Annotated in this window: 32 protein-coding genes; 28 read left to right on the forward strand and 4 right to left on the reverse strand. The window is 45.6% G+C overall.

What is annotated here, in order from left to right:
- The first annotated feature begins 195 nt into the window (after positions 1–195).
- Positions 196–459 carry a hypothetical protein gene (locus tag ACQ4M5_RS21940; RefSeq protein ID WP_430677801.1) on the forward strand — a complete coding sequence of 88 codons (264 nt, stop codon included), beginning with the start codon at positions 196–198 and terminating at the stop codon, positions 457–459.
- A 477-nt stretch (positions 460–936) separates the two neighbouring features.
- Positions 937–1221 (forward strand): hypothetical protein, encoded by a 285-nt coding sequence (locus ACQ4M5_RS21945; RefSeq protein ID WP_430677802.1) that lies wholly within the window; start codon positions 937–939, stop codon positions 1219–1221.
- Positions 1222–1332: 111 nt separating this feature from the next.
- Here the strand turns inward: ACQ4M5_RS21945 and ACQ4M5_RS21950 are convergent, their stop codons facing one another.
- On the reverse strand, positions 1333–1893 hold the full coding sequence (locus ACQ4M5_RS21950; protein ID WP_430677803.1) for a hypothetical protein: 561 nt from the start codon (positions 1891–1893) through the stop codon (positions 1333–1335).
- Between the two features lie 482 nt (positions 1894–2375).
- Between ACQ4M5_RS21950 and ACQ4M5_RS21955 the strand changes: the two genes are divergently transcribed.
- The 17 genes from ACQ4M5_RS21955 (at position 2376) to ACQ4M5_RS22035 (ending at position 13776) form a co-directional block, all read left to right on the forward strand.
- On the forward strand, positions 2376–2918 hold the full coding sequence (locus tag ACQ4M5_RS21955; protein ID WP_430677804.1) for a hypothetical protein: 543 nt from the start codon (positions 2376–2378) through the stop codon (positions 2916–2918).
- 91 nt (positions 2919–3009) lie between these two features.
- Positions 3010–3717: a hypothetical protein gene (locus ACQ4M5_RS21960; RefSeq protein WP_430677805.1), complete on the forward strand. Its 708-nt coding sequence runs from the start codon at positions 3010–3012 to the stop codon at positions 3715–3717.
- Positions 3714–4022, forward strand: coding sequence for a hypothetical protein (locus tag ACQ4M5_RS21965; protein WP_430677806.1), 309 nt, complete (start codon positions 3714–3716; stop codon positions 4020–4022). The genes ACQ4M5_RS21960 and ACQ4M5_RS21965 overlap by 4 nt, the downstream gene beginning before the upstream one ends.
- Positions 4023–4128: 106 nt before the next feature.
- Positions 4129–4746 (forward strand): hypothetical protein, encoded by a 618-nt coding sequence (locus ACQ4M5_RS21970; protein ID WP_430677807.1) that lies wholly within the window; start codon positions 4129–4131, stop codon positions 4744–4746.
- Positions 4747–5119: 373 nt separating this feature from the next.
- A complete protein-coding gene (locus ACQ4M5_RS21975; RefSeq protein WP_430677808.1) occupies positions 5120–5536 on the forward strand; it encodes a hypothetical protein in 417 nt (138 codons plus the stop codon).
- Positions 5452–5922, forward strand: a complete 471-nt coding sequence (locus ACQ4M5_RS21980; protein ID WP_430677809.1) for a hypothetical protein — start codon at positions 5452–5454, stop codon at positions 5920–5922. The genes ACQ4M5_RS21975 and ACQ4M5_RS21980 overlap by 85 nt, the downstream gene beginning before the upstream one ends.
- Positions 5923–6014: 92 nt before the next feature.
- Positions 6015–6380: a hypothetical protein gene (locus ACQ4M5_RS21985; protein ID WP_430677810.1), complete on the forward strand. Its 366-nt coding sequence runs from the start codon at positions 6015–6017 to the stop codon at positions 6378–6380.
- Positions 6377–6682 carry a hypothetical protein gene (locus tag ACQ4M5_RS21990; RefSeq protein ID WP_430677811.1) on the forward strand — a complete coding sequence of 102 codons (306 nt, stop codon included), beginning with the start codon at positions 6377–6379 and terminating at the stop codon, positions 6680–6682. The genes ACQ4M5_RS21985 and ACQ4M5_RS21990 overlap by 4 nt, the downstream gene beginning before the upstream one ends.
- 640 nt (positions 6683–7322) lie before the next feature.
- Positions 7323–7541 carry a hypothetical protein gene (locus ACQ4M5_RS21995; RefSeq protein WP_430677812.1) on the forward strand — a complete coding sequence of 73 codons (219 nt, stop codon included), beginning with the start codon at positions 7323–7325 and terminating at the stop codon, positions 7539–7541.
- 354 nt (positions 7542–7895) lie between these two features.
- Positions 7896–8762 (forward strand): hypothetical protein, encoded by an 867-nt coding sequence (locus tag ACQ4M5_RS22000; protein ID WP_430677813.1) that lies wholly within the window; start codon positions 7896–7898, stop codon positions 8760–8762.
- A 100-nt stretch (positions 8763–8862) separates the two neighbouring features.
- Positions 8863–9393 (forward strand): hypothetical protein, encoded by a 531-nt coding sequence (locus ACQ4M5_RS22005; RefSeq protein WP_430677814.1) that lies wholly within the window; start codon positions 8863–8865, stop codon positions 9391–9393.
- 150 nt (positions 9394–9543) lie between these two features.
- Entirely contained in the window at positions 9544–10095 is a 552-nt protein-coding gene (locus ACQ4M5_RS22010; RefSeq protein ID WP_430677815.1) for a hypothetical protein, read from the forward strand.
- A gap of 1 nt (position 10096) precedes the next feature.
- Positions 10097–10693, forward strand: a complete 597-nt coding sequence (locus ACQ4M5_RS22015; RefSeq protein ID WP_430677816.1) for a hypothetical protein — start codon at positions 10097–10099, stop codon at positions 10691–10693.
- A 354-nt stretch (positions 10694–11047) separates the two neighbouring features.
- Positions 11048–11959, forward strand: a complete 912-nt coding sequence (locus ACQ4M5_RS22020) for a hypothetical protein (protein WP_430677817.1) — start codon at positions 11048–11050, stop codon at positions 11957–11959.
- Between the two features lie 125 nt (positions 11960–12084).
- Positions 12085–12975 carry a 5'-3' exonuclease gene (locus tag ACQ4M5_RS22025; RefSeq protein ID WP_430677818.1) on the forward strand — a complete coding sequence of 297 codons (891 nt, stop codon included), beginning with the start codon at positions 12085–12087 and terminating at the stop codon, positions 12973–12975.
- A 96-nt stretch (positions 12976–13071) separates the two neighbouring features.
- The gene (locus ACQ4M5_RS22030; RefSeq protein ID WP_430677819.1) at positions 13072–13374 is read left to right on the forward strand and encodes a hypothetical protein; all 303 of its coding nucleotides are present in this window, start codon (positions 13072–13074) and stop codon (positions 13372–13374) included.
- Positions 13375–13536: 162 nt separating this feature from the next.
- Entirely contained in the window at positions 13537–13776 is a 240-nt protein-coding gene (locus ACQ4M5_RS22035; protein ID WP_430677820.1) for a hypothetical protein, read from the forward strand.
- Positions 13777–13809: 33 nt separating this feature from the next.
- Here the strand turns inward: ACQ4M5_RS22035 and ACQ4M5_RS22040 are convergent, their stop codons facing one another.
- Genes ACQ4M5_RS22040 through ACQ4M5_RS22050 form a run of 3 tightly spaced genes read right to left on the reverse strand, consistent with a single transcriptional unit; the run spans position 13810 to position 15176 of the window.
- The gene (locus ACQ4M5_RS22040) at positions 13810–14229 is read right to left on the reverse strand and encodes a hypothetical protein (RefSeq protein WP_430677821.1); all 420 of its coding nucleotides are present in this window, start codon (positions 14227–14229) and stop codon (positions 13810–13812) included.
- A 27-nt stretch (positions 14230–14256) separates the two neighbouring features.
- Entirely contained in the window at positions 14257–14511 is a 255-nt protein-coding gene (locus tag ACQ4M5_RS22045) for a hypothetical protein (protein ID WP_430677822.1), read from the reverse strand.
- Positions 14512–14540: 29 nt separating this feature from the next.
- Positions 14541–15176, reverse strand: a complete 636-nt coding sequence (locus ACQ4M5_RS22050) for a hypothetical protein (RefSeq protein ID WP_430677823.1) — start codon at positions 15174–15176, stop codon at positions 14541–14543.
- A 173-nt stretch (positions 15177–15349) separates the two neighbouring features.
- On the opposite strand from ACQ4M5_RS22050, the gene ACQ4M5_RS22055 reads away from it, so the two are divergent.
- The 9 genes from ACQ4M5_RS22055 (at position 15350) to ACQ4M5_RS22095 (ending at position 22475) form a co-directional block, all read left to right on the forward strand.
- Positions 15350–15595, forward strand: a complete 246-nt coding sequence (locus ACQ4M5_RS22055; protein WP_430677824.1) for a hypothetical protein — start codon at positions 15350–15352, stop codon at positions 15593–15595.
- A 131-nt stretch (positions 15596–15726) separates the two neighbouring features.
- Positions 15727–15990 (forward strand): hypothetical protein, encoded by a 264-nt coding sequence (locus ACQ4M5_RS22060; RefSeq protein ID WP_430677825.1) that lies wholly within the window; start codon positions 15727–15729, stop codon positions 15988–15990.
- 233 nt (positions 15991–16223) lie between these two features.
- Positions 16224–17357 (forward strand): DUF1517 domain-containing protein, encoded by a 1134-nt coding sequence (locus ACQ4M5_RS22065; RefSeq protein WP_430677826.1) that lies wholly within the window; start codon positions 16224–16226, stop codon positions 17355–17357.
- Positions 17358–17513: 156 nt separating this feature from the next.
- Positions 17514–18401: a hypothetical protein gene (locus ACQ4M5_RS22070; protein ID WP_430677827.1), complete on the forward strand. Its 888-nt coding sequence runs from the start codon at positions 17514–17516 to the stop codon at positions 18399–18401.
- 135 nt (positions 18402–18536) lie between these two features.
- Positions 18537–18704 (forward strand): hypothetical protein, encoded by a 168-nt coding sequence (locus ACQ4M5_RS22075; protein ID WP_430677828.1) that lies wholly within the window; start codon positions 18537–18539, stop codon positions 18702–18704.
- A 5-nt stretch (positions 18705–18709) separates the two neighbouring features.
- Positions 18710–19690: a hypothetical protein gene (locus ACQ4M5_RS22080; RefSeq protein ID WP_430677829.1), complete on the forward strand. Its 981-nt coding sequence runs from the start codon at positions 18710–18712 to the stop codon at positions 19688–19690.
- 360 nt (positions 19691–20050) lie between these two features.
- A complete protein-coding gene (locus tag ACQ4M5_RS22085; RefSeq protein ID WP_430677830.1) occupies positions 20051–20392 on the forward strand; it encodes a hypothetical protein in 342 nt (113 codons plus the stop codon).
- Positions 20393–20567: 175 nt separating this feature from the next.
- On the forward strand, positions 20568–21725 hold the full coding sequence (locus ACQ4M5_RS22090; RefSeq protein WP_430677831.1) for a hypothetical protein: 1158 nt from the start codon (positions 20568–20570) through the stop codon (positions 21723–21725).
- 228 nt (positions 21726–21953) lie between these two features.
- Positions 21954–22475 (forward strand): hypothetical protein, encoded by a 522-nt coding sequence (locus tag ACQ4M5_RS22095; protein ID WP_430677832.1) that lies wholly within the window; start codon positions 21954–21956, stop codon positions 22473–22475.
- The last annotated feature ends 151 nt before the right edge of the window (positions 22476–22626 follow it).

Genomic DNA, 22626 nt, shown 5'->3' on the forward strand with positions numbered 1-22626 from the left:
AGTATCAAAACTGCCTAGATCATGCCTGAAAAAATCTTCTACAGCAGTTTGATGAATTGTTCGGAAACCTCTAATTAATATTGCCTGCCGATTCGCTCTATTCTAGAACTCAAACCCAAGGGATTCTACAAAGCAACCAGTCAATTTCGCATGAAATCGATAAAATTAAATCAACAGCAGTTGAAGGAGAATCCCTTGACCCCTACAGAATATTGGCAGGCGATACAACGATTTTGGTCAGAATCCCTTTCCCCTCAAGAAGCATACTCCTACCGTTTAGCTGGCATTCTTGCCGAAACTCAAGCAAGAGAAAAAGGAAGTTCTCTGCTGCCGGTTCCGTGGCAAGATCCACAAATTCCACCGACGCAACTTAGCAATGATCTTTTGATTGTACTGGGATTAACAGCACTCGTTCTAAAAACCGACGCAACCGAGATAGAGTCGAATTCAAACCTTTAATTCCTAGAGGTATTCGTCTTTTGGTGTAGATGTATTAAAGCTATGAATATAAGAAAAATCGTCGTTTAGTGTGGATACCATTTTGATAAACCCAAACAAAACTGGAGGAAATAAGAATGAAGCAATGTTATAAATGTCAGCAGTCAAAGCCAGACCCAATCTGCACTCCAGTTGGGCTTGACAGAACAGGCAATGAGCTATGGATCTGTCTAACTTGCACCTCTTTCGTGGGAATCGCCGCTAAAGGAAAGAAGCCCAGCGACAACGAGCAGAACTAACTGGGCAATTTCTGTCTCAAGCGCAGTTAGACGCAAGAGAGAGTGCTAATTTTGCTGGGGTTGACCGGACAAAATGAACGCGGCTTTCATCCCCCACTTGCTCCACTCCGAAATTTGCTACGCTGTTTCTGCGTTCCGCGAAGTGGGGGCGTTCCCGCCGACCTTGGTAAACTCAGATCACTCAACTTTCATGAAGTGTATGGATACTATCACAGAAGTTTTTCTCGAAGATTGGGACGATGCAAAACAAACCCGTCAAAAATGTGATGCACGAATCCTTGATCTTGAACAACAGGGATTTCGCTGCGAAGTCGGTCTCTTCTACAACATCTTGAGCGGAAAACGAATTTATCTGATTGAAGCAACTTGGTTAGCAACCCCAGAAAAATCTATAGAACAGACACCGCACCAGAAAACTCCTCACCTCCATCGTCCGAAACGAGTCAACCAAAAGAATCGCTCAAGAAAGCCTGAGGTTCGTTAAGCTGGAATGAGTTATAAAGCAGCGATCGACGAGTGCATCCTGACGATCGCTGCAATTCATCAAAGTCTGCCGCAGCGCTTGCAATAACTTTTATCAGGCAGAGGCATCGAGTTAACCGAGCTTGTAGCGTGAAGGTTTTTTCCCAACTTGATCGATCGTGCCTTTGCGAGCAGCATGCATTAGCGTCACGCCCAGAGTCTTTCTGGCTTTGGATAAGTCAGATTCGTCAAATTTTTCATACAGTGCAGTAATCAGATCATCAAGCTCGTAAACTTGCTCTGAGTTTTGCTGCATCAATTGCACAACTGCCTCGACCACGCCAAGTCCCTTAAAGTTACTTTTCAGTTGCTTGGCGTTGAATGCTAATACTGGCAATCGCTCTTTATCTTTAGCGTTCGTTTTCTTCGTTCCGGTGCGGCGAGGAGTTTTCTGTTGCGTTGAGCTTGCCACATCATCCAGTTGAGCGATCGCGGATTCAGAAGGTTCTAAAACAGCAACATTGACTTCCGACGACCCATTCAGCAAAGCATTCAGGGTTTGAATCGTTTGATCAACCTCCGCTGAAATCAATGACATCATTTCTGACATAATCCTATCGCGATCGCTCATTAGGCGATCTCGCTCTTGTTCGAGCTGCTTTCTCGTCTCTTCACTCAGCACAGCGTAAGGCATATCTATTATCCCAATAAGCGATCATTTTGATTGTAGTTCTAGGATAAGCACATCGGGATCGGTCAATTCCACAAAATCCACGCTCAATCACAAATACTAGAGATTCGGCTTACACTTTATCGAGGACAACTCTTCTCCAAGGAACATCACCGCAAGATTGCTGCCACCACCCTCAAGTCTTACCGGTTTCGAGGACTCGATGGAACAGGTCGTTGAGTGGACACCGATACAAACACTCAGTCCCGAACCCCCACCGCACAGTGAATGGTTCCCACTCGATAAAATCAATCAGATCCGTCTCCTGCGTGCCCAAAACTACTCCTACCCCCAGATCTGTCAAAAAGCAGGCGTGTGTCACAGCAGCACTGTGAGGGACGGCAAAAACATCGTTAAAGGACAGATCCCCGCGTCTGACTCACCTCTTATGCGCGGTCTCCTAAATTACCCAGATCGAAGAATCCTGTTTCAGAAGGTTGAACCCAATGGCTAAGAAGAAACCGAAAAAGCATAAGGGTACTGAAAAACAGCAGATGCCCAGCATTGAAGAAATTTGCAGCGTCACCGGACTTGTTTTCTGTGATGAAAATTGCGGGTGTGGCGAAAACAGTCATCTGTTCTTTACTCCTGTTTGTGAAAAGTTACAAAGCTTCGTTCCAGACCTCAACGGCATCGATTACTCCGAAGTGGCAGAATGGTTTTTGAAGAACGAGCTTTACCGAGGGTTCCGAATCTTTCACGAAACTGAGTGCGACTACTATGCAATTGCCATTCGCAGCGAGTTCTCGATTCTGGTTGACTACGATGCTCGAATTTATCGCAGCGAAATTGGGCTGTCTGAAGCAATGGCAGAGGCTGAAGATAAACTGCGGATCTTAATCGATGCGTGGCATCAAGATTCATCGGTGCTGGAGCGACTGCCCCAAGACTGGCAGACCGGATACAAATTCGACGAAGCTTCAGTTCAGCAACTGCGAGACGAGATCAGTCGCCTGATTCCCGCGCCCGGTCAGCTCACACTGATTTAATCTAGTTGTCTCCCACTCACACCCAACCTGATGTAATACTTCGTTCAGATCACCAAAGAATACGATTCCAGGTTAAACAATCAGCAAAACAATGACCCGAACTAAACAGATCGTTCCCCATATTGCCTACCTCCATCGCCGCACTCATCCGTATCAATTGCCCAAGCTAGAACGCATGGAAGTCCTTTATTCCACACCTACAACCGTGCGGGGCAAGCGAGAGGAAGTGAATAATCCAGAAGGCAGAGCAAGTCTTGAAGAGCAGTCACTCAAGATCAATGAAGTGTTTTGTCTGCCCGATACATCCGCATGGAAGAGTTTCCAAAGCCACTACCAGCAGTTCGATCGATCGCTTGGCGCACTCGCGGTTGAGCTAGACCAAATGGGCAGCTACAGACAGCAGATTGAATCAGCGAGTAGCTTGTCGATGTTGCCAGCGCGTCTGAGTGCGACTGTTGTGAAAGCGTATGATACTAATGCAGAGATGCCCTTTTATTCGGGCTGGGATACCGTTGCCTCTGGCTCACGCGAACGTGTTCGCTGGCAGATTCCCAGATGTACTCGCATTGAGATCGAGCGGCACACAGTCAAGATGTTGAGATACAGCAATGGCACAACAGTTAGGCAGGAAAATCACTTCATCTGTCGCAGTGATGCAGCCTGGCGAGATTTAGAAGCGGTAGTTGCCCGATCAACTGAAGCACAAGTGAAGTTCCTAATTCTGCTTGAAAAGTTGGGAAGCTATCAAGAGGCACTAACAGATAAGCGCTATGCTCAAATGAGGTCATTATTCCGATGATAACAGTGATTCAGGAGTGTTTCGGAGTTGATACAGTGGGAACCCCTAATTTCATTCCGTCCCAAAAGCAAGACTGTCCACACTTTGTCGGCAGAGTAATCACCAGTACAACAACAGTTCCAGTTTTCTATGTCGAAGCAGACTTTGACCGAACGATGTATTGGCAAATTTGCCAGGAAGTTAAAGAACTCAATCACACTGGGAAATATCATGTGTTTGCCACCGGATATGAGCTGCTGCAATCTCCCAGCGTAATGTTTCACCGCATTAATCAAGCAAAAAGTGGAGTACTGGAGTATGAGTAGCAAGACACCGGAATTATCAACAACCGCTAGAATCACCCGTCTTATAAGACGGGTGATTGTCAAATAAAACTGCATCTCGACGCTATCCCTACCTAAAACGAGTCAAATGATGTTCCCCGCTTCTAATCCCAACGCAACCTGGCTTATCTTTAGTCCTTATCGCTATGAGGGCAGAGTCTTTCGACACGGATCAGACCATCTGCTGTACTTCCAAGCCAGTACCTACGTCGGGTTAGCTGGCGCTCATCTGCTTGCCGGACGCTACGGCTCGATTGATAATCTACAAGCCAAAATCAATCAGTTTTCCGACGGGCACAACTGGCGCATCGCGAAACTGACTCCTGGTGCAACTCCCAGCCAAATTATCGTGTCATTCCACTCGGAGCCAATCGGACAAATCGAGTACGATCCGAACACACACACCTGGCAGCGGCAAGATGCAAAGGACAACCCCATAAAAGGCAATCAACCCGAAATCGTACTCAACTGCATCGAAGATCCGAGACCCGTCGCCGCGCCCGAATTAACTCGACCAGACTTAGACACGTTTGCTCGGGTCGGCTATCATGCGATCAACGGGATTAAGTCACATACCGACTATCCGCACCAAGTCACCCCGTTTCAGTTTGGCTGGGTCAAGGTCGAACACGAAGGGCGAATTGCTTACGTGAAGTACGAATCTGCTTTATCGGTAAGCGCCAACGGGACTCGCTTCAACTTCTGAACACTGTACCTGAAAGATGTACTTCTTCACAAATTCAACCCGATCTCCATCGCGACAGACAACTGATCTAGTCGCTAAAATTCTGAGGCAACTGAACCAAGCAGACGTTTGTGTCGAACAGTTTCCACTTGCCGAAATTATGCCAAACCAAGTCGACCGACAAAACCTATGGAAAGACGCTCTTCTCTGGAAATATGAGAATACGGACCGTTTTAAGGATGAAGAGTATAGCATCGTTGATGCTTCTATACTGCTTGAATATCTAGCTTACCGACTTGACGGAGACTATGAAAATGCGTTTGATTACTCTTTTCGACTTAACTTTTAGCAATAAGTGAACCGAAGACCAGTTGTCCACAAACCCACATTCCCAATGTTCAAATGCTTGCGACAAACCGCACAGGTAATTGCGGCGACCGAAACCGCGTTCCAGATCTTTGAAATAATATTAGGCACCACCTTAGAAGAAATGCGGGAGACACAGCGGCTTCGCCATGCTGTTGAGGAAAATCGGCTAGAATCGCTGATTAACCAAGAAGAACAGTCGCATCAGTTCAGACCCTGGCTCAAAACTTGCCTCAAAGGACTATCCCACCCTGAACAACGTGCCTACTGGAGAACTCTGAGTAAGCCGCTGCCGCTACGAATCAGCGAAGAAATCGAGCGTAATCTCGATTTTCCGTTTTTCACCGTGCTGTCTCGGCTGTGCGGCAATCGATTTTACCAGATGTCGAGCAGGTTCCCTGTGCCAGAGGCATCGACGACTTTAGCCTCTATTGGAACACTTTGACTGGAGGATTGTTGCTGCAGCATCCTCAGATGTTTGATGCCAGTGACGACATGAGGATGCCAAGTTTAGAATTCTGGCTTGTGGCGCACGCCGTTCTGAACCCACCCCATGATTGGGACATGCAGTCCTTAGAAAACAAAGTCCGTAGCTTTGATCATTTAACTCCACGCGAACCGACCGCCCCAACTCAACCCCAAAATCTCGACTGGCTCGATGATCTCATTATTGCGGTCGGAGAAGGTGATGCGTTGCTCGCACGCGCAGTCACTCCCCGGATTCTAGCAAAAGTAAAGACGGTCTACGACTTTGACTGGCTCATGTTCGCCGACACCGAACACCCCGGCTGGCAGCCGCTCAATCCCAATCTTCCGCCCTTGGCATCTTAACCAGGAGACTCATAAAAGCTCGATCGATTTCCCAAGTTCATGGCTTGCCCCCTAACAGCTCACTCATTTTTGCGATAGGTCAAACCTCAAAAATGCCACCCCACCCCAACAGCGAAGCGCTAAAAACAGCGCGAGGAAAACGCTTTGTCGCCTTGCTAAAACAGGTATACACCGAATCAGCGCCCGAACTTGCCGCATCCGCCCAAGCGATCATCGAAGCGCAAGGAAAACTCACAATCGTTGACGTTGGGGTCTTAGCACTCCAATTCAACCTTCAGCTAAAACACGCATCTGAATTTCTAGAAGAGCAAGGCGTGCTGCCGTGCGGCACCTACGATCGCTTAAAAGCAAGAAATCTCAAGGTGAGCGATATAATGCGCCGCGCCGCGCTGCGGGTTACAGCACTAGATCAACCGCAACCCGATCAAGAACATTCTGCACCGGACGGTCAAACTTGATATACCGTGAACACATCCCGTATAGGGCTGGTTTACGTGACACAAAGTGTCCAGCTATCGGCAAGCAGGAGTACGATGAAAAGACTTTAAGCGACGAAGAGAAAGCCAAACGTACTCAGGGGCGGCGACCGACTGAGCGATCGCATCAACTGGCTCAAGCAATCGTCACAATTGAACAGGAAATTAGCAATACGATCACAGAAGGTGAGTTAGCCCCACCCAACTGTGTCGTCAATTCGTATCTGCCACAGTCAGCATTTGGTCTGGTGAAATGGTACAAACATCCACTTGATCTGTCCTGAAATCAACTTCTAGATCCTTTCTACAACACTAAAATGACTGAACCGAATCTCAACAAAACCACGGATTCTAAACCTGCCGACACTATCGTTGTCGATGAATTCACACTGCTTCGGGATGATGTCAAATCAAGGGACATATCCGAAGAACGCATCGACCAGATATTGGATTCTATCGAGAGCTATCAAAGTCTTGATAGTAAAGCGAAGATTCGCAGACCTAACTCGAACACAGACACCAACAGAATTGATCAATAGCCGATGGTGTTTGTCCAAGCGAGTGAGCAACGGGTGTCCCAGACGAACAATTCTGCCCGGACTGGAAGTCGCGGTGACTTCATCTCAACCAACCATGCTCGCAGCGCTGACAAACCGTGTCCAAGTGGACTTGCGATCCGCTCAACTTTCAAAAGTGGGCAAAAATTGCGAACTTTTGAAATCGGAAGTTAACTTTGCTGGATGAGATCAAGCTGAACAGTTAAGCCGACAATTCCTCCACTCCGAATCCCAAGGTATCTGAATTATTTAGAACTCAGAGCAGCACTTGAAGCGGAGTGCAATCGTAAAGGCAGGGAATTCGTTGACCAGTTGTTCGATTCGATCTCAAAAAACTAATGAAAGATTAATTCAGGAGAAAACCGCCATGAACGAGATCCAGAAAGCAATTCTAGATGCTTTTGATCTAGGTTGGAAAATTGGACGTTACCAATGCGCGAATCGCCCGATTTCTTTGGATGCGCTGAAACAAGATTGTGCTTCAGAATTTGAACAACGAGATCGTTTAGTTGAAAAGTTTGCAACCCGTATTGAAGACCAAGCGGCAGCGATTAGCGCAGAGCGCTACCGTGAAGATAGCAATTAGGGGCACTGAGATCGTCTCAGTGCTTGTTTTTCGGTGCGGTAAAATCAAAGTCGTACAGCGTTTCCCACAGAGGTGTGACGAAGAAAACAGACTACTAGAATTCGGCGGTGAAATTGAAGATGTGAAATGCTTCTTGAGGATGATTGACGCACAAGCACTAACCCACAACACAGTAATCATCCCCTTAGAGTGCAACACAGAACGTCAGAAACAGATGATTAGAGCAGGATTTTGCTGCTCACTCAACTTAACTGCTTGGGGCAAGGAGCACTGCTTGACAATCCCAGAAAATCAACCAAAAAAGAGCAGAAAAAGACAAGGAACACAGATTAAATTATTCGAGGATGCAGCACCATGATTCCGATTCCATCGAATTTGTATCGTTCTCAAGCAGACGATAAGACTCCTGAATCCGATGCCGCGTACTTCTACTTTCTAAGGCAAAGATCCTTGAGCGATCGCATTGCCATGATCCAGAGATTGAACCTGATGGCAAAGAAACTCGCGATCGCATCCGTCCAACAAACTCATCCCCACATTAGAGAGTCAGGGCAGAGACAGCTAGTAGCTCAGATTCTATTGCCCGACAAGTACTGCGGTCATTTCGTTTTAGGAGGAACCTTTATGTCCTGGGAGCAACAAGATTCAATCGGGCTAACCCAGCAGTTGCATTCGCTATTCACAGACTTACAGATCCCTTATTATCTAGGGGGTGGACTGGCAGCCGCCATCTGGGGAGAACCCAGAGTAACACAGGATGCGGACTTGATTTTGAGCTTCGATCCAGAACAGCGTACCGAACTGATCGATCGATTGATTGCAGAACTTGAACAAATTGGCTTCTATTGTCCGCCAGGTGCAGTTGAAGAAGTGAGATCGCGCTCAGGGAAAACGGTTTCTATCACTCATACCCAAACGGTGGATAATGCAGACCTGATTGCAATGCCAAATGAGCCATTTGAGCATTCCCAGATGCAGCGAAGATTGCTAATTGAGACGTTTGGCAGTCCCTTTTGGGTCTGTACAGCAGAAGATATCATCCTGCAAAAACTAGTGTACAGTCGTCAGAGTCGCTCTGAGAAACAGTGGAGACAGGTGCTTGGGGTCCTGAAAGCGCAGAGCAACCAGCTAGACTTTGAGTATCTCAATCGATGGGGAGAACAGCTCAATCTGAGCGATCGACTGAGACAATCATATGAAGAATCAGGAGTCACGAGTTGAAAAAGCAATCCACAAGGAAATTGAGCAAATTCTCACTCAAGCGATGTCGGTCAATCCGCGATCGCGGTTTCCCGCTCACATCAATTCAGGAGTCGTTATTGTGGCTAAAAACGTTTTAGAATTCTATGTCCCCTGCTCAGATTCATTCTTGACCCAAAAGATTGCAGAACTTTCAGGACTCGAGTGGGATGAGAAAAGGCTGATTGCAATCCAAACCGTCCGGAACCAGATTAAGACGATTCTTGGCTCTAAGGCTCAAGTAACGGTTGATACTTTCGCATTGCAAGATGCAATAAGGCTTTCAATCATTGAATATTACTTCAGTCATTTTTGGTTTGACTGCTTTGAGAATCAATGCCGTCTGTCACAAACATTTATGCCATATCCATCTGTCCCAATACTTTTGTCAAAAAATGGCGAACTTCACTCACTGTGGCTTACATCTGAGCTAAAGGAAGTTCTTTTGCAATTGTGGCTTTACTGCGATCAAAACGAAGCTCGATTCAATCATGCCGTGGAGAAAGTTTGGCAGGAGTACCGTAATTATTCAAGATATGAATGCGGATTTGCTGGCGAAGCCAATAAGGTTGCCAGCTCGTTGAAAAAGGCAGCAGACTTGTTTATTGCATGATAGGACTACACCAATGAAATCTGGGAATGACGGGACTGATTGTGGCAAAAGACCAAAATCACGCTCGGCTGATCGAGAAGTCTAAGCAGAATAAAAGCAACCACCTGAAAAATCGTAGTACAATACTATAACAACGACGGGTTCTCGATCATGTCAACTTATTCAGCAAAGCGCATTTCTTCTCCTGCAGGCGGAACAACAGTTCGTACTCAGATGCGCCCAGGTGAATCTTCGTTTGCCACACTACAAGGACTCAAAGATCGCACATACCGAACCTGGAAATCGCTTCACCAGATTCATGACTTAACGAGCAGGAACGCCACCCCGACCACCGACGAAACCTTTAAGCAGACAATTCGTCAGTTCGGAGACCTCCGCAAGAAAATCACTTGGGAAAATGCTTGGTGCGCCCTCTATGCACAGGTCATTGCCGAGACAACCGATGATAATATCCGATTGATTCAAGGCACATTCATCACCTGTGCTCAAACTGAAGGTTGGACACATCTAATGCCACAGGTTTTAGATAATTTTTTAGAAGACGAAGATGCTAAAACCTGCATCCAAAACGGACTCGATCTCATCTTTCAAAAGCACCACGGATTTCCCCAAGATCTTGCACCGTTTGCCCAAGCGCTTGCCTCAAATCCCCGCTTTCAAAAAGCGAGCGTTTCAACGCTAACCCTTACACCCGCTGCATGATATGCCGAAAAAAGCCGCACAACCTTCCAGTGACGACTCGCAGCAGCTTGGTCTTGAACTGGGTGGTGATTTGCAATCAACAGCTTCAGTCTCCAAACCGCAAAAAGCAAAGAAAGTGGCTGCTTACAAGCAACACCCTGGGCGGCTTGAGCGGGTGAGATCGCGCGACTGGCTCGAATCAGCAATCGCAGCTCAGAATGGTGACGATGAATGCTATCGCAACTGCACAAACGAGATTACGAGAATTGCGTTTGGCGTTACTCCTCGCCGCCTCTACAAACTTGTGGGTGGAAAACCAGGCGATCGCGATACATTGCCGGTTGAAATGCAAAATAAGTTAATCCTGCACGAATTAACGATCGCACCACGCCTCGATCTTGAAAGTATTGTCGGCGAAGATCAAGCGGATATTAACGGTCAAATTCTCTATGTCGTACGCGACCAATCCCAACAAACTGAGCAGTTGCTGCAGCGAAATAGCCTCTACCAGAATTTAGTTGAGAAGTACCGCACAGCCGAAACACTTCCTGCTGGGAACTCAAATCAAGAGTCTAAATCACCACCTCCTCAGCGTAAAGATACAGAATTATCATCCTGAAACTCTCCGAGAGATAACCATTCGCTACCGCTACCTCAACGGCGATGGAGTGAACGTTTTCCTTCATGTAGAGATAAGCCTTGATAACTCAGGTAATTAAACTAAAGGCTGGATTGTCACTCGGCGATGTTGGAGATTCCTTCAAGGGCTTAGAAAAAACCAAACTTGGATTTTTAATAGAACGGAAAATGAAAACTTTTCACTTCTCCCAATCCGCTTTGAATAATCCTGATGAACGAAGAGCTTCAAGAACACGCCTAAAAACTACGATCTCAACCAGAAAGTTTCAGCCGGAAACAAGTTAGCAGCATTTACTCCAACGTGTCCGCGAATTTCAAATCATGGATCTCATCAATGATAGACATCACTTCAATTAGAATATTTAGCGTCACCGCCCTAGTCAATGGCACAGTGGAATACAAAATTGATGTGCCAGGAACACCAACAGGAAGATTCTACGATACCAATGACATCTCTCGAAGTCAGAAAACACTGATCGTTCATCAGAATAACGTAATTCAGGGCGGCGAGGATTTTAGCCCGGTATTAATCTTAAACGGCTATCCCACACGAGTAACCTGGAAGCAGCTAATTCAAGCGATTGAAGAACAGTATCAAGATCCAACAACTCGGATATTTGGTTGTCCGCAACTTCTAGCAGCTAGCGATCGCTGGCTCGAAGATGATCAATATCACAAATGTATTATCTGGAATGGGACCTTCAACGAAAAACGGTTTTTGATTCGGAAAAAATGGATAACAAATCCCGGTGTTAACGGAGAAATTGCACCCCTTTTTCATTTGGCAGAAATTCGCAATCACCACATAATTGTGCATGACTACGATCGCTCACTTGCAGATGTCATCACCTACATTTTGCCCGATCGCTTATTCAAATTCATTCCGCCAAACAGCGAGAAGCGACGACAAATCATTGACGAACTTAAAGCAATCTGCCCAGATTGGAGCGCCGGAAAAACACCAGAACACTTATCGGTAGAGTGGCAACATCACTGTCACCGAGGAGCGCCCGAAGACATTCTAGAAGCTTACTGCCCGACGGATTCGGATCGCCCTACTGAAGAACAAGAACTGATCGCAGTTCAACTTATGCTTGAGAATGGCTATTCTGAGGCTTTTGTACGACAAGGACTCGCAGCGTATCACACTCACAGTGAAGCTGACAAAATTTGGAATGCAGCAGCTCAGATAGTTGCAAGAAACACCAGCGTCTTATCTAAAACAACCAAGAATTTAGCGACGTGATAAACCACAAAGATAAACTTTAGGCAAGATGGCTGCAGATCGACTAGAACAAATAGATCGCTCAATTTGTTGAATTAAACAGCGTCGGAATACCTAAAACTTAAGAAATTTAGTGAAACCGTCTCATGTCAAACGCGAACTCGAGTTGTTTTGTTATCGTCGATGGCAGCAACGTAGCTCACCGAGCCTATCACGCCTTGAAGCAGAGCCGCGACGGAATCCCAGTGAGCCTAGATAAAACTTCGATCGCATCAACCAGCGTTGTGCTAAAAGCGCTCCCACGATGGATTCAGTTGTTCAAAGCAACCCATCTTGCAGTGATCTTTGATAATGGAGGCTTAACGTTTCGGCATAAACGCTATGCAGAATATAAAGCAGGGCGCGAAAAAGATGAGTATTTACAACAAGATGTACGAACCCTAAAAACGCTGCTAGTTCAAAGCAGTATCGGCTGCATCGCACCGATGCAGTATGAAGCCGATGATGCAATTGCAACCCTGTGTCATAGAGCAATTGATCAGTCCATTGCCAAAGTTGTAATTGTCAGCAATGATCAGGATTTATGGCAGCTCATTCAGGAAAAAGTCGTCGTACTTTGTCCAGACCGAGGACTAATTGACAGCAAAACCGTCAAGCAAAAAATGGGACTTTTGCCGTCTCAGATCCCGGACTACAAAGCGCTCCGGGGAGACATCTCAGATAGTATTCCTGGAATAAAAGGAATTGGGGAAGTAACCGCAGTTCACCTGCTGAATCAGTACAACAACATTGATGGCATCTACAAAAACATCTGGCGCATTCAAGGAAGAGCCTATCACGCCCTATATCGGCAAGAGGCGGTAGTTACCCAATATCAAGCGTTGACGCAGCTCAAAACAGACACACCAATGCGCCGAAGCGTTGCATCCTTTAAAATTGAATCGCTCAACTTTGAATTGCTGATTCAGCCGCTTCAAACATGGGGCATGAAAGACCTAGCGCGTCAATACGGACACACAGTTAAAAAATTAGAATGACTTAGACCAGACTGCTGATAAAAGCAGTATTTCAATGCAATAAAGATCTTACGACTCCAAAATCTTGTTTAGAAACTTCTTCGTCATTCCTATCTAATGAACCCTAACAAGACCAACGTCAATAAACCTCTACCCGAACTGTATTGGCACACGATCGAGTATCTGGAATCTTTAGGCTATTTCTATGAAGCCGGAGTCTGGATACAAGAAGGAAAGGTATTTGGACTAATCGTCAGTTATTCTGCAATTTCGGTGGGACTAATGGTGTATCACCCAGAAGCAGCAGAAAGCGGCTATCGGATTGAAACCGGAAATCTTCCAACTGTTCGGACCATCATTCAGAACTTGAACTTTATCAACGAGGTAACGGATAAGGAGATAACCACGATCAGGCTATAACTAGCGCAGAGTGAACATATCAAGCGACGCTATTCGTCCACACTGACCCGATATCAAAAGTAGATTACTCTGTTAATGCTGCAACTGAAGCTCAAGCAAAGGATCTAACCATTCGCAGCTTTAAACGATGAAATTGAGCCTGTAGAACCGATAAAAGTTGAGATGATCACCGTGAGCATTGAAGATGCGTCCGTCCACATTAAAACAAGCGAGATCGACTACCAGAAACGGCAGTACAAACGAGTGCTAACGGACTTAGCTCAGATGATTCAAAGTGAACTTGAATCGATCGGCGATGGAGATTTTGAGCCAACGAGCGCAGTAGAATCAACGGCATTTCGATTAATTCAAAGAGCGAATCAACTCAAAGCATTGATCAGCCAAGCAAAGCATAATCAGTAAATTTCGGTTTTAAAGGCAGTGAGTAGCACCGTTCTAAAGAAGACCTGTTGATTCAAAAGCAACGTAGCATTTGCCCAAAAAATTTTCTACTGTCGCTTGTTCTAAAACACCAAATCTGCTTCCTTCATATTCCTTTGCCTGCTCATAAGTTAAACATTCCTTCTCGATCGTGCTGTTGATCACTGAATTTAACGCTGGAATTTCAATAACTGAGCAGCGATGCCGAGAAAGCAAGTTTACCAGAGCATCAGTGCCCTCACGATCGACCCACTTGCTAGAATGCTTGTTCTTCACAACCACATGAAAAATTTCAGGAAACTTCTCCAGCGAACACTTTAGACCTGTAATGGGATCATACGGGTTAGAAGTCACAAACCAGCGAACGATCGTGACTTGATTTTCTCGGCAGGCAACAACTGCATCTACCAACCATTCATTTAGCGGAAAGCCCACTTGAGGGGGAAGCGAAACAATTACGTCTTACATAATCGCAAGTTCTACAAGTCGATCAGGGTTTTTCTCCTCATCCTGAAACATTAGCTTTTCGTCCTCGGAGAAAACCGCATATTGAACGTTGAAGCCTGCATAGCGACGAGCGACATCCGGGCAATAGCGATCGGCATCAACAGCAATCAATGGAAGCTTTTTATCTAGACAGTACTGAATCAGCAGCGTCGAAATGAAGCTTTTCCCGACTCCGCCTTTCAGTCCATCAATAAAGTGCAGTTGAGCCATTTTGTATTGCTTCTTGTTGAAAAGGAATATTAGCAAGGCTTAAGAAAATAAACATCTTCAAACTGTAGGACATTAAAATGCTGCCCTGGAACCATCTGAAGTGATAAATAGACGCGAATATCATTGTTGTTTGCCCAGATTTCAATTTGAGTCATAGATGAAACATCTAAAAACGCTCTCGCGACCTCAGCGATCGTCACAATCGGATTTTGAATGAGCACCCACTTCCGCCCGTCTTCATAAGGAATAAGTTGACGACGATCGGCATAATCGACTAGGGCAGCTAACCGCTCTAAACTTGGCAGGTTAATATTAGCGGACGGTTGAACAGGCGTATTTGCCTGAATGAATTGTCGGGTTTGTTGCTGTAGTGGAGAAGGCACATATGCTTGATTGTAGTCAAATTCTAATCGAGCTACCGTTTCGTCGCTCAGTTCGACAAACGGGGACAGAATTGCTTTGAGTTGAGCAATTGTCGGAATTTCTCCAGGCGTTCCCCCAACCCAAAGCACGATCGGATCTGATTCTTCTTCATCAGTTTCTCCACGCTCGATTGCCGCTTCAATCCGACGATCTGTAATAATGCCAACGAAAGTTGCTAAAGGATTATCCCACCTCACTTGAATGCAGTGATTTGGATCAAAACCTAAAATCTGCTCACCCATAAGTTGTTCTTTCTTAGATTACTACTTTCAACATCGCGCAGTCTTTTATGCCTTAAATGGAATATCAGCGATACCGAAGAATCAAACATGAATTAAGCGATCAAGAAGTCGGCTGCCGCCAATCACAAGTTGACTTGTCCTCACGACCATTTTAGTTTTTTAAGGAATTCGAAGTGACTACGCAAATTAATTATGTCCCGCTTCCCGAAGAATTGCACGCGGCATTAGAATGGGCAGTCGAATGCGGTTTAATCGATCAAGATGACGCAATAGCAGCGTATCGAAATCAGATGACTTATGAGCAAAGCGAAGACATCCTTTCTATCCTCGATGATCAACACTATCCGACAGCAGCACTTAAAAAATTGTGGGATTACTTCGAGCAGCTTAATTCAAGGTTAAGCGAACAAAGAGACTAAGTGGATGCGGCTAAAACCTAGACACTCAAGGTCTTAGCCGCGATCGAACAAAGATAAAAACGAAGCCGCTGAATCATCTGCAACCGCAGAATCAAATCTGACGTAATCGAACTCACCAACTAGGGGTTAGTATGACACGCTATCTTAGTCCGATTTGGCTCGCAAACCATATTCGCCAACTACACGAATTTTTCGTGAAGAATTTTGAACCTTACGATCGCATTCATAAAGAAGACTTAGTAACAGCAGCGGGCTGGGGAGCCGTGATTTATGTCACACCTTTAGAAGTTGTCAAAACACATGAAGAAGATGCGCTAGATTTCGCAGGATTTGAGGCAGGACTCCTCGAAGCTGGAATTATCTACGATCCAATTGAAACAAGACAGTGGACCTAATCCCAAATCTTCAGTTTGCGAAGGGATTGATTTGCTTCAGTGCATTGATCGTTCAGCATCAAGCGCAAATGAGATTATCCTTATTTGCGCTTTTCGTTTGCTTTCGTCATAGAACAGGAAGATCAACTAACTCCGACAAGCATCACTACTTCAGAAGCAATCGACAGCACAACAGCCATCTGAGCAGGTCAATCCACCTTATCCTTTGAAATTCACATCCAGCACAAATTGTCATGCACAAACTCTATCGCGTTTTGACACTATCGTCGATCGTAGGCGCTTGTCTTACCGTAGGTTCGGTCGAAGCACGTTCAGGCATCACCGTACAATCGGGTAAGTTCAGCCGCACATCCACCCCGATCAATCGTTCAACGCCAACCCCTACTCCAGGCAAACCCGCTGCAATCACATTCACACCACCGCCAACCAAAAGCGCTACACCTGCACCAAATCTCAAAGTAGATCAGCCAGAAGAACGAAAAACGACAACAATCGTTGTTCCTGGTTCAAGATCAACATCTTCAGTCGTGATTGTCACTCCGGTTATGCCTACCACGCCCCAACCCTCTATGGCAGATGATCCGCAATCTCGGAGCTATCCTTCACAAACCAATTCCAATTTTCATACACCCATCAACGCTCAAGCCTCGAACTCGAATGGTGCTGACAGTTTGCTGAAGTTTCTACTCATTCTCGTGTTACTAGGTGGAGTCGGACTTGTAAGTTGGTTTATCTACCATGCCCTGACTCAACAGGGTTTATTCCATCGTTCAGATAAAGACAAGCTGAATTCTAAGCAAGCCAACGAAAACGTCACAATCGTCCAAATTCAAATTGCAGTTCTAGAAGCTGCCCCCTTGTTTCAGGAAAAAATCAATATCCAACTTCAGAACCTTCACTCGGAAGACCCAGACTCAACGCTTGAAGCCATCAAAGAGATCACACTACTTCTTCAACGCAGTAATGAATATTGGTCTCACGCCAACGTTAAGGTGTTTCACAAAAATCGTAGCGATGCTGATCAATTTATGAATTTCGTCGTGTCACAGGAACGCGCTAAACTTTCCTCTGAAAGTGTAACGAGTCGGTTCGGCAAAACGACCCACACCGACTGGGTTGATCCCACAAATCAAGACACTCTTCCTGGTCAGGTGTGGGTTGTGACACTAATTCTAGGACTCGAATTAGACCGCGTTCCTGTTGAACCAGTTCACGAGGCGAATGAACTCACCCAGATTCTGAGTTGGGTCAGTAGCCTTACTCTGAACGTTGTTCCAGCAGCAGCGGTTATCTTTATGCCAGATCAAGGTGCAGCCCTTAGCCAAGACGATTTCACTGAGATCTATCCTGAAATGGTTGCACTGTAGCTCATCATTCGGTTTTACAGTCCGGAAAACCCGATGATGTAGCTAAATGAGCTACATCATCGCTTTACCGCATACAGCAACTTACAACCAAGCCTAAAGCCTGTTCTCATTACCAAACTCGACTGCAATGAATTTATCGCAAAACCTAAATAAACCATGACACAACCAGCCACATTACCCGCAAAGCCAAAAGGACTGCCAATTTCCAACCTCACTTACAGACTCACCCCTGTTCCACCTGAGCAAGCAAAGACTCCATCTGTTAATGAGGGATGGCATCGATTTACTCGAAAACAGCTTGATCAATACAAACTACTATACGACGTTGAACACGGGGTTTCATGGGACAGTCAAAAACACTATATCGACTACGAACTACTTGCCTCTACATTTAGCCTAGACGAGATGACCCGCTGGTGGTGGAATCAGATTATTTCGAACAAGGTCTCAGAACAGTGGGAACAAGACACGAGCTGTTTTCGCATTTTGAATAAAATCCGAAATTCTCTGTGGCGATGGGGGCTATGTGAAAACTACAATTTCTTGGTTGAATACTATAACTGTCTAAAACAGTTTCAGTTTGAAAACTGCGAAATTACGCTGGATTGGGTAGGATCTTATTCAACCTACGGACGATCGCGGCTCGCTCAAATTTATCTTGACGGACCAATTAGCTATCTAATTCACGATCAAGGGCAACATCGACTCACTATCAGTTTCGCTCTAAGTGAACGTGGTTTGATGCTGTGCCAAGTTCAGCTTGCTCAACCGAAGCAGAATCGATGGCTATTCCGGTTGCCGACGCACTACCTTGATTACACCATAGAGCGACTACAAGCCGCGTTTCCGGCGATTCCGATCTGGCTAGTGGATGGAGGGGATTTGGCAAAAGCAATCTGCAACTCATACCAGGGCGAAAAACCTGATAAAGCAACGTTTGAGCGCATTCAAGGCTTCTACGATCGTCCACTTGAACAAAAGCAACGCACTGAAGTTCTACAATCAGTCGAAGATCGACGGATGCGGTTTTGGAAACTCAAATAGCACAGATGTCAGCGGACAAATTCAGAATGCTGACACGATCCAGCTTAACAACCAAGGGATTCGTCCAAGCCTTTAATCTCGATGCTCAAAGCAGAGCGACTCACACTCTTCTGCATAAATAAGGAACAATGCCTCATGACACTGAAAAGTTTTCTCGCTCAAAATTACGAGAATTTCAAAAGTAAAACGATAGGCGAAATTGCTACGAGTATTCCCGACACAGTAATCTGGAGTGGGGAAGTGTTTGAAATTGCAGAAGTTTTGCATAAGCTTAAGAAGAAAGATGAGCGCGAAAAGGAGTAGGTATCTTGACAAAACAAGGCAATCCGAACTGGAAACCCAAATATAACGAGACCACTAAACCTGTACGGCTGCCAGAATCAACCGCAAACAAAGTTCAGCAAGAACTCAAAGCTGGGGTTCCAATTGCTGACATTCCCGATAGGGTTTTATATCCTAAAAAATGTCAATTAACCCTAACCCTATGTCAAGCAATTGCAGTGGCACTACGGATCAACAAAAAACCATTGAGCGTTCAGGAAATTTGGAAAACCATTGTTGAAGAGGATCTGTATCAGTTTGGCGGTGAAACAATAGAAAGCCAGCAGCAAAGTCTGCGAGGACAACTGCGGCGACACTGTGAAGGACTTAACTTCAAATCAGCACTACCAGAGAAATACTTTGTCATCAACTTGAATGAAGTCCGAGGAGACACCCGCTACTGGCTATTGGATGAACCGATCAAGCTTCCTGATCCCCTCAAAGTAGCAGAAGAAACAGCGTTGAGTGCCGTAGAAGTCGCAATTGAGGAGTATCGGCAGCGCTTTCAAGCTCGACTAATCGATAGCATTGAGCGCTTTAATGCTCAATGCTATCGTGCATTTGTGTCTACACTGGTTGACTCATTTGGACTCATCGAGGGAGGAGTTATAGAACAGATTGAACAATCTGTCGTTTGCGCTGCCTCTGGCGAACTTGGGAACATGGTTGTATTCGTGCGCCGAGATACCACTCCGATGTCAATCCGAGAATTCTACTCTCTACGAGGAATGGCAAACTTTAACCAATCTCACTGCGGCATTATCGTAACGCTGGGCACAATCAGTGAAGATATTCGCACCGAAGCGCGAAAACCACGCGCAACTCAGATCGCACTGTACGATCGCACTGCCCTTGCTGAACATTTGATGAAGCATCGGATCGGCATGACCACAGTACCTAGCCGAGACTTCACAAGATACACGCTCGACTGGGCAAAGGTATACGAAAAGTTTGAAGATGCTGATTGAGAAACTGGTAGCTGGTTTGGGTAGGGATCACTACCATTGACAGAAGGACTCAGCCAAGTAACGCAAGATTGGGCAAAACACAGATCTAAAAATGCAGTACTGGGTAGGCAGATCAATGAAAATCGAAGCAGTCGAAACGTTCTTTCAGCGAGAGTGGCGGGAAATTCTCAACGCCTGTCAGATTCGAGTAGACAACGCTGATTTTCATGCTGTAAAAAGCAACACAAGCACGAAATTGAGGTCGGTTAGGATCACCCGCTGTTGTTCCAACGATTGCAGATTAAAATTAAAAAGCCAAATTGTTAAAGTAGCATTACTTTGGCAGAACAGATTTGCAAAAGCTTTTTGCTATACAGACTTATGCCCAAAGATCTACAACTTCTCATCATTCCAGCCTATTACACACAACATACTCAAGATTGGCTAGCAAACACAAACATTGCACTACACAGAGAGCGCAATCTAGAAGACTTGATCGATCAGTCCAAATTGCCGATCGAGCCACTACCCCGAACCACTAAAATTTCTTGGCAAAACAAGCACCTTCAAAAAGACCCTTACGGCGATCGACTAACATACTGTTTAGCTGGAGACTTTAGGACAGCACAACTTCCAGAAGACTTAAACGAGTGGAACCAGGCAATGTTTCAATGTCTGCGCTCGCTGCCTGAAGAAAGTGTCATTATTTTCTATTGGACTTAACCCAAAATCAGATGAAACTCTCTCAAGATTTAGCGAAACGGCGCTGAACCCCTACCGGGGTAGGACAGTTACTTTTTCAACTAGACTCATGAATCTTTCAGACTACATCGAACAAAACCAATCCAACAGAAAGATCCCGGCTGACATTCGGAACCGGTGGAATCATCGCATTCTAATGAGAGACCTACATACTCATGGCATTGCGGGAGCAAACCAATACATTAACGATTACGGTAAAGGTATCGGCGTTGAGAAAGTCATCTTACTAGCGCGTCAAGCCGAAGCAGAAGGAGCAAGCGCAATGGCACTCGGCTTTTGGGCAATAGCCTACGAGTTGGAGCAAGGGGTTCGTCCCGATCTTTCATTAGCAGAAGACACCGCTTCACCAACTCAACACTCTGCCACGCTCCCGGTAAATCGACCCACAATCGCTGAGTTACCGGATGACTTACAGCCTGGAAGAATTCAGACAATGCAGCCCGTTGATACCGATCGTCCAAACACAGCTTATGCTGAGGACCATCGATTCTGGGGACAGCCTAAACGCGATGGACATCGCTTAGTTGTGATTGCCACACCGGACGGAGTGTATTATCAATCTAAATCGACCGAGCTGAAACGCGCACCCACGGTCGAAATGAACGAACATCTGCTGCAGGTTGCTCAAGAAATCGGCACATTCGTTCTCGACGGAGAGTTGTACTACAAATCAGTGATCGGCAGCGAACATCGCACCGGTTCACAAGCGAGTAAAATTAACCTGAAGCACAATCATCCAACAGCACCATCTCAAACCGTTTATGCTATCTTCAAAGCCCTTTACAGCCACGGCAAGGATTACCGTCCGCTTGCTGAAAACGACCGCATCGAAGCAGGCAAAACGATCGCCACCCGACTTCAATCAGGATTCGAATTCTTACCCACAGCAAAAACAACCGAAGAAAAACACCAGCTCATTGCCACACAGCAAGCAGAAAATCGAGAAGGAGAGATTTGGATTCGTTACAGCCAGCCCTATATCGGAGGTAAGATTAAATCTTCAGACAGCATTGTTCGGACAAAGTATCTGCAGGAACTAGAAGCAATCGTTACCCATCTCGCCCCCAGCCGATCGACAGATCGACCCTTTAAATCTGCCGTACTTGCTGAACAAGACGCATCGGGCAATTTGATTCACATTGGCAGCGTCGGATCAGGCTTCGATGCCAATCAAATGCAGGAAATTGTTCAACGGCACGAAGCAAATCCTGGAAAAGTTAAAATCAAAGTCCGATTTCAGAATCGAACAGAATCAGGAATGCTGCATCATCCACGATTTATTGATTTGTGCTAGAGGTTGATATCTCGACTCCGGTTCAAAATTTTCCCTAATAGTTGTTTGAGTGTAATACCCTCAGAAACACAGTGATTAGAAAGCTGAGCATTATCTCAGCTTCTTTTTTCGCAATAGTATTTTAGTAGTGCAAGACCATACGCTATTCTTTGATTTCAAAGATGCAAGTCTAGAAACATAGAAGCCGAAACTCAACAGAAAGGCTAATGCAAATTGCATAGAGGGCTTATGAACCAATCGCAAACAACTCAGTCACGCGCCCAATTGCTACAACTGCACCTTGAAAAAACACTATTAGAATCCTCAACAAGGCTTGAAGAATGGCTTCAGTCTTGTCCTATAGAGGTAGGTCTATACGGAAGTTCCGAGTTTTGCCCTCTAGCAAAATTTATCAAATCGAATTTGCCAGGCGGTTTTGAGGTGAGCGATTTAGAACTAATCGAAGTGTATGACTGGACGATTCGGTTCAAGCTGATCGAATGCCCCTCACCCATTCATGTACTCATTCCAAGTTGGGCAGCGTGGTTTAGTCGCTGGATCGATCGGCTTGAACCATCAGGAAATTATGTCGATCCTCAGACAGCGCTTCGATGCCTAAAAGCAGCTATCTTTTGCGCTCCCGTTACCGAAAGCGATGCGGGTTGGGCATTGGAAGATAAGGAAAATGAAGAGATCGCTAAACTCCACCGACAAATCGCAGACCGAATCGATCGAGCCGAAACGAAGTTTTTCTCAATCAACATCGATTGAGAAAAGTTGATATCTTCTGGGTAATTGTTTTTCTGCGGTTGTCCCACGTCAGATACAACCGAAAGTACACCAGAATGAACAAGAGCTTGTCACAACCCGCCTTTAATTATCCTGGTCGTCCGCCGCCAATCAGCAAGAGCGTCTAGATGGA

The organism is Leptolyngbya sp. AN10, from assembly GCF_050565645.1.
GTDB lineage: Bacteria > Cyanobacteriota > Cyanobacteriia > Leptolyngbyales > Leptolyngbyaceae > Leptolyngbya.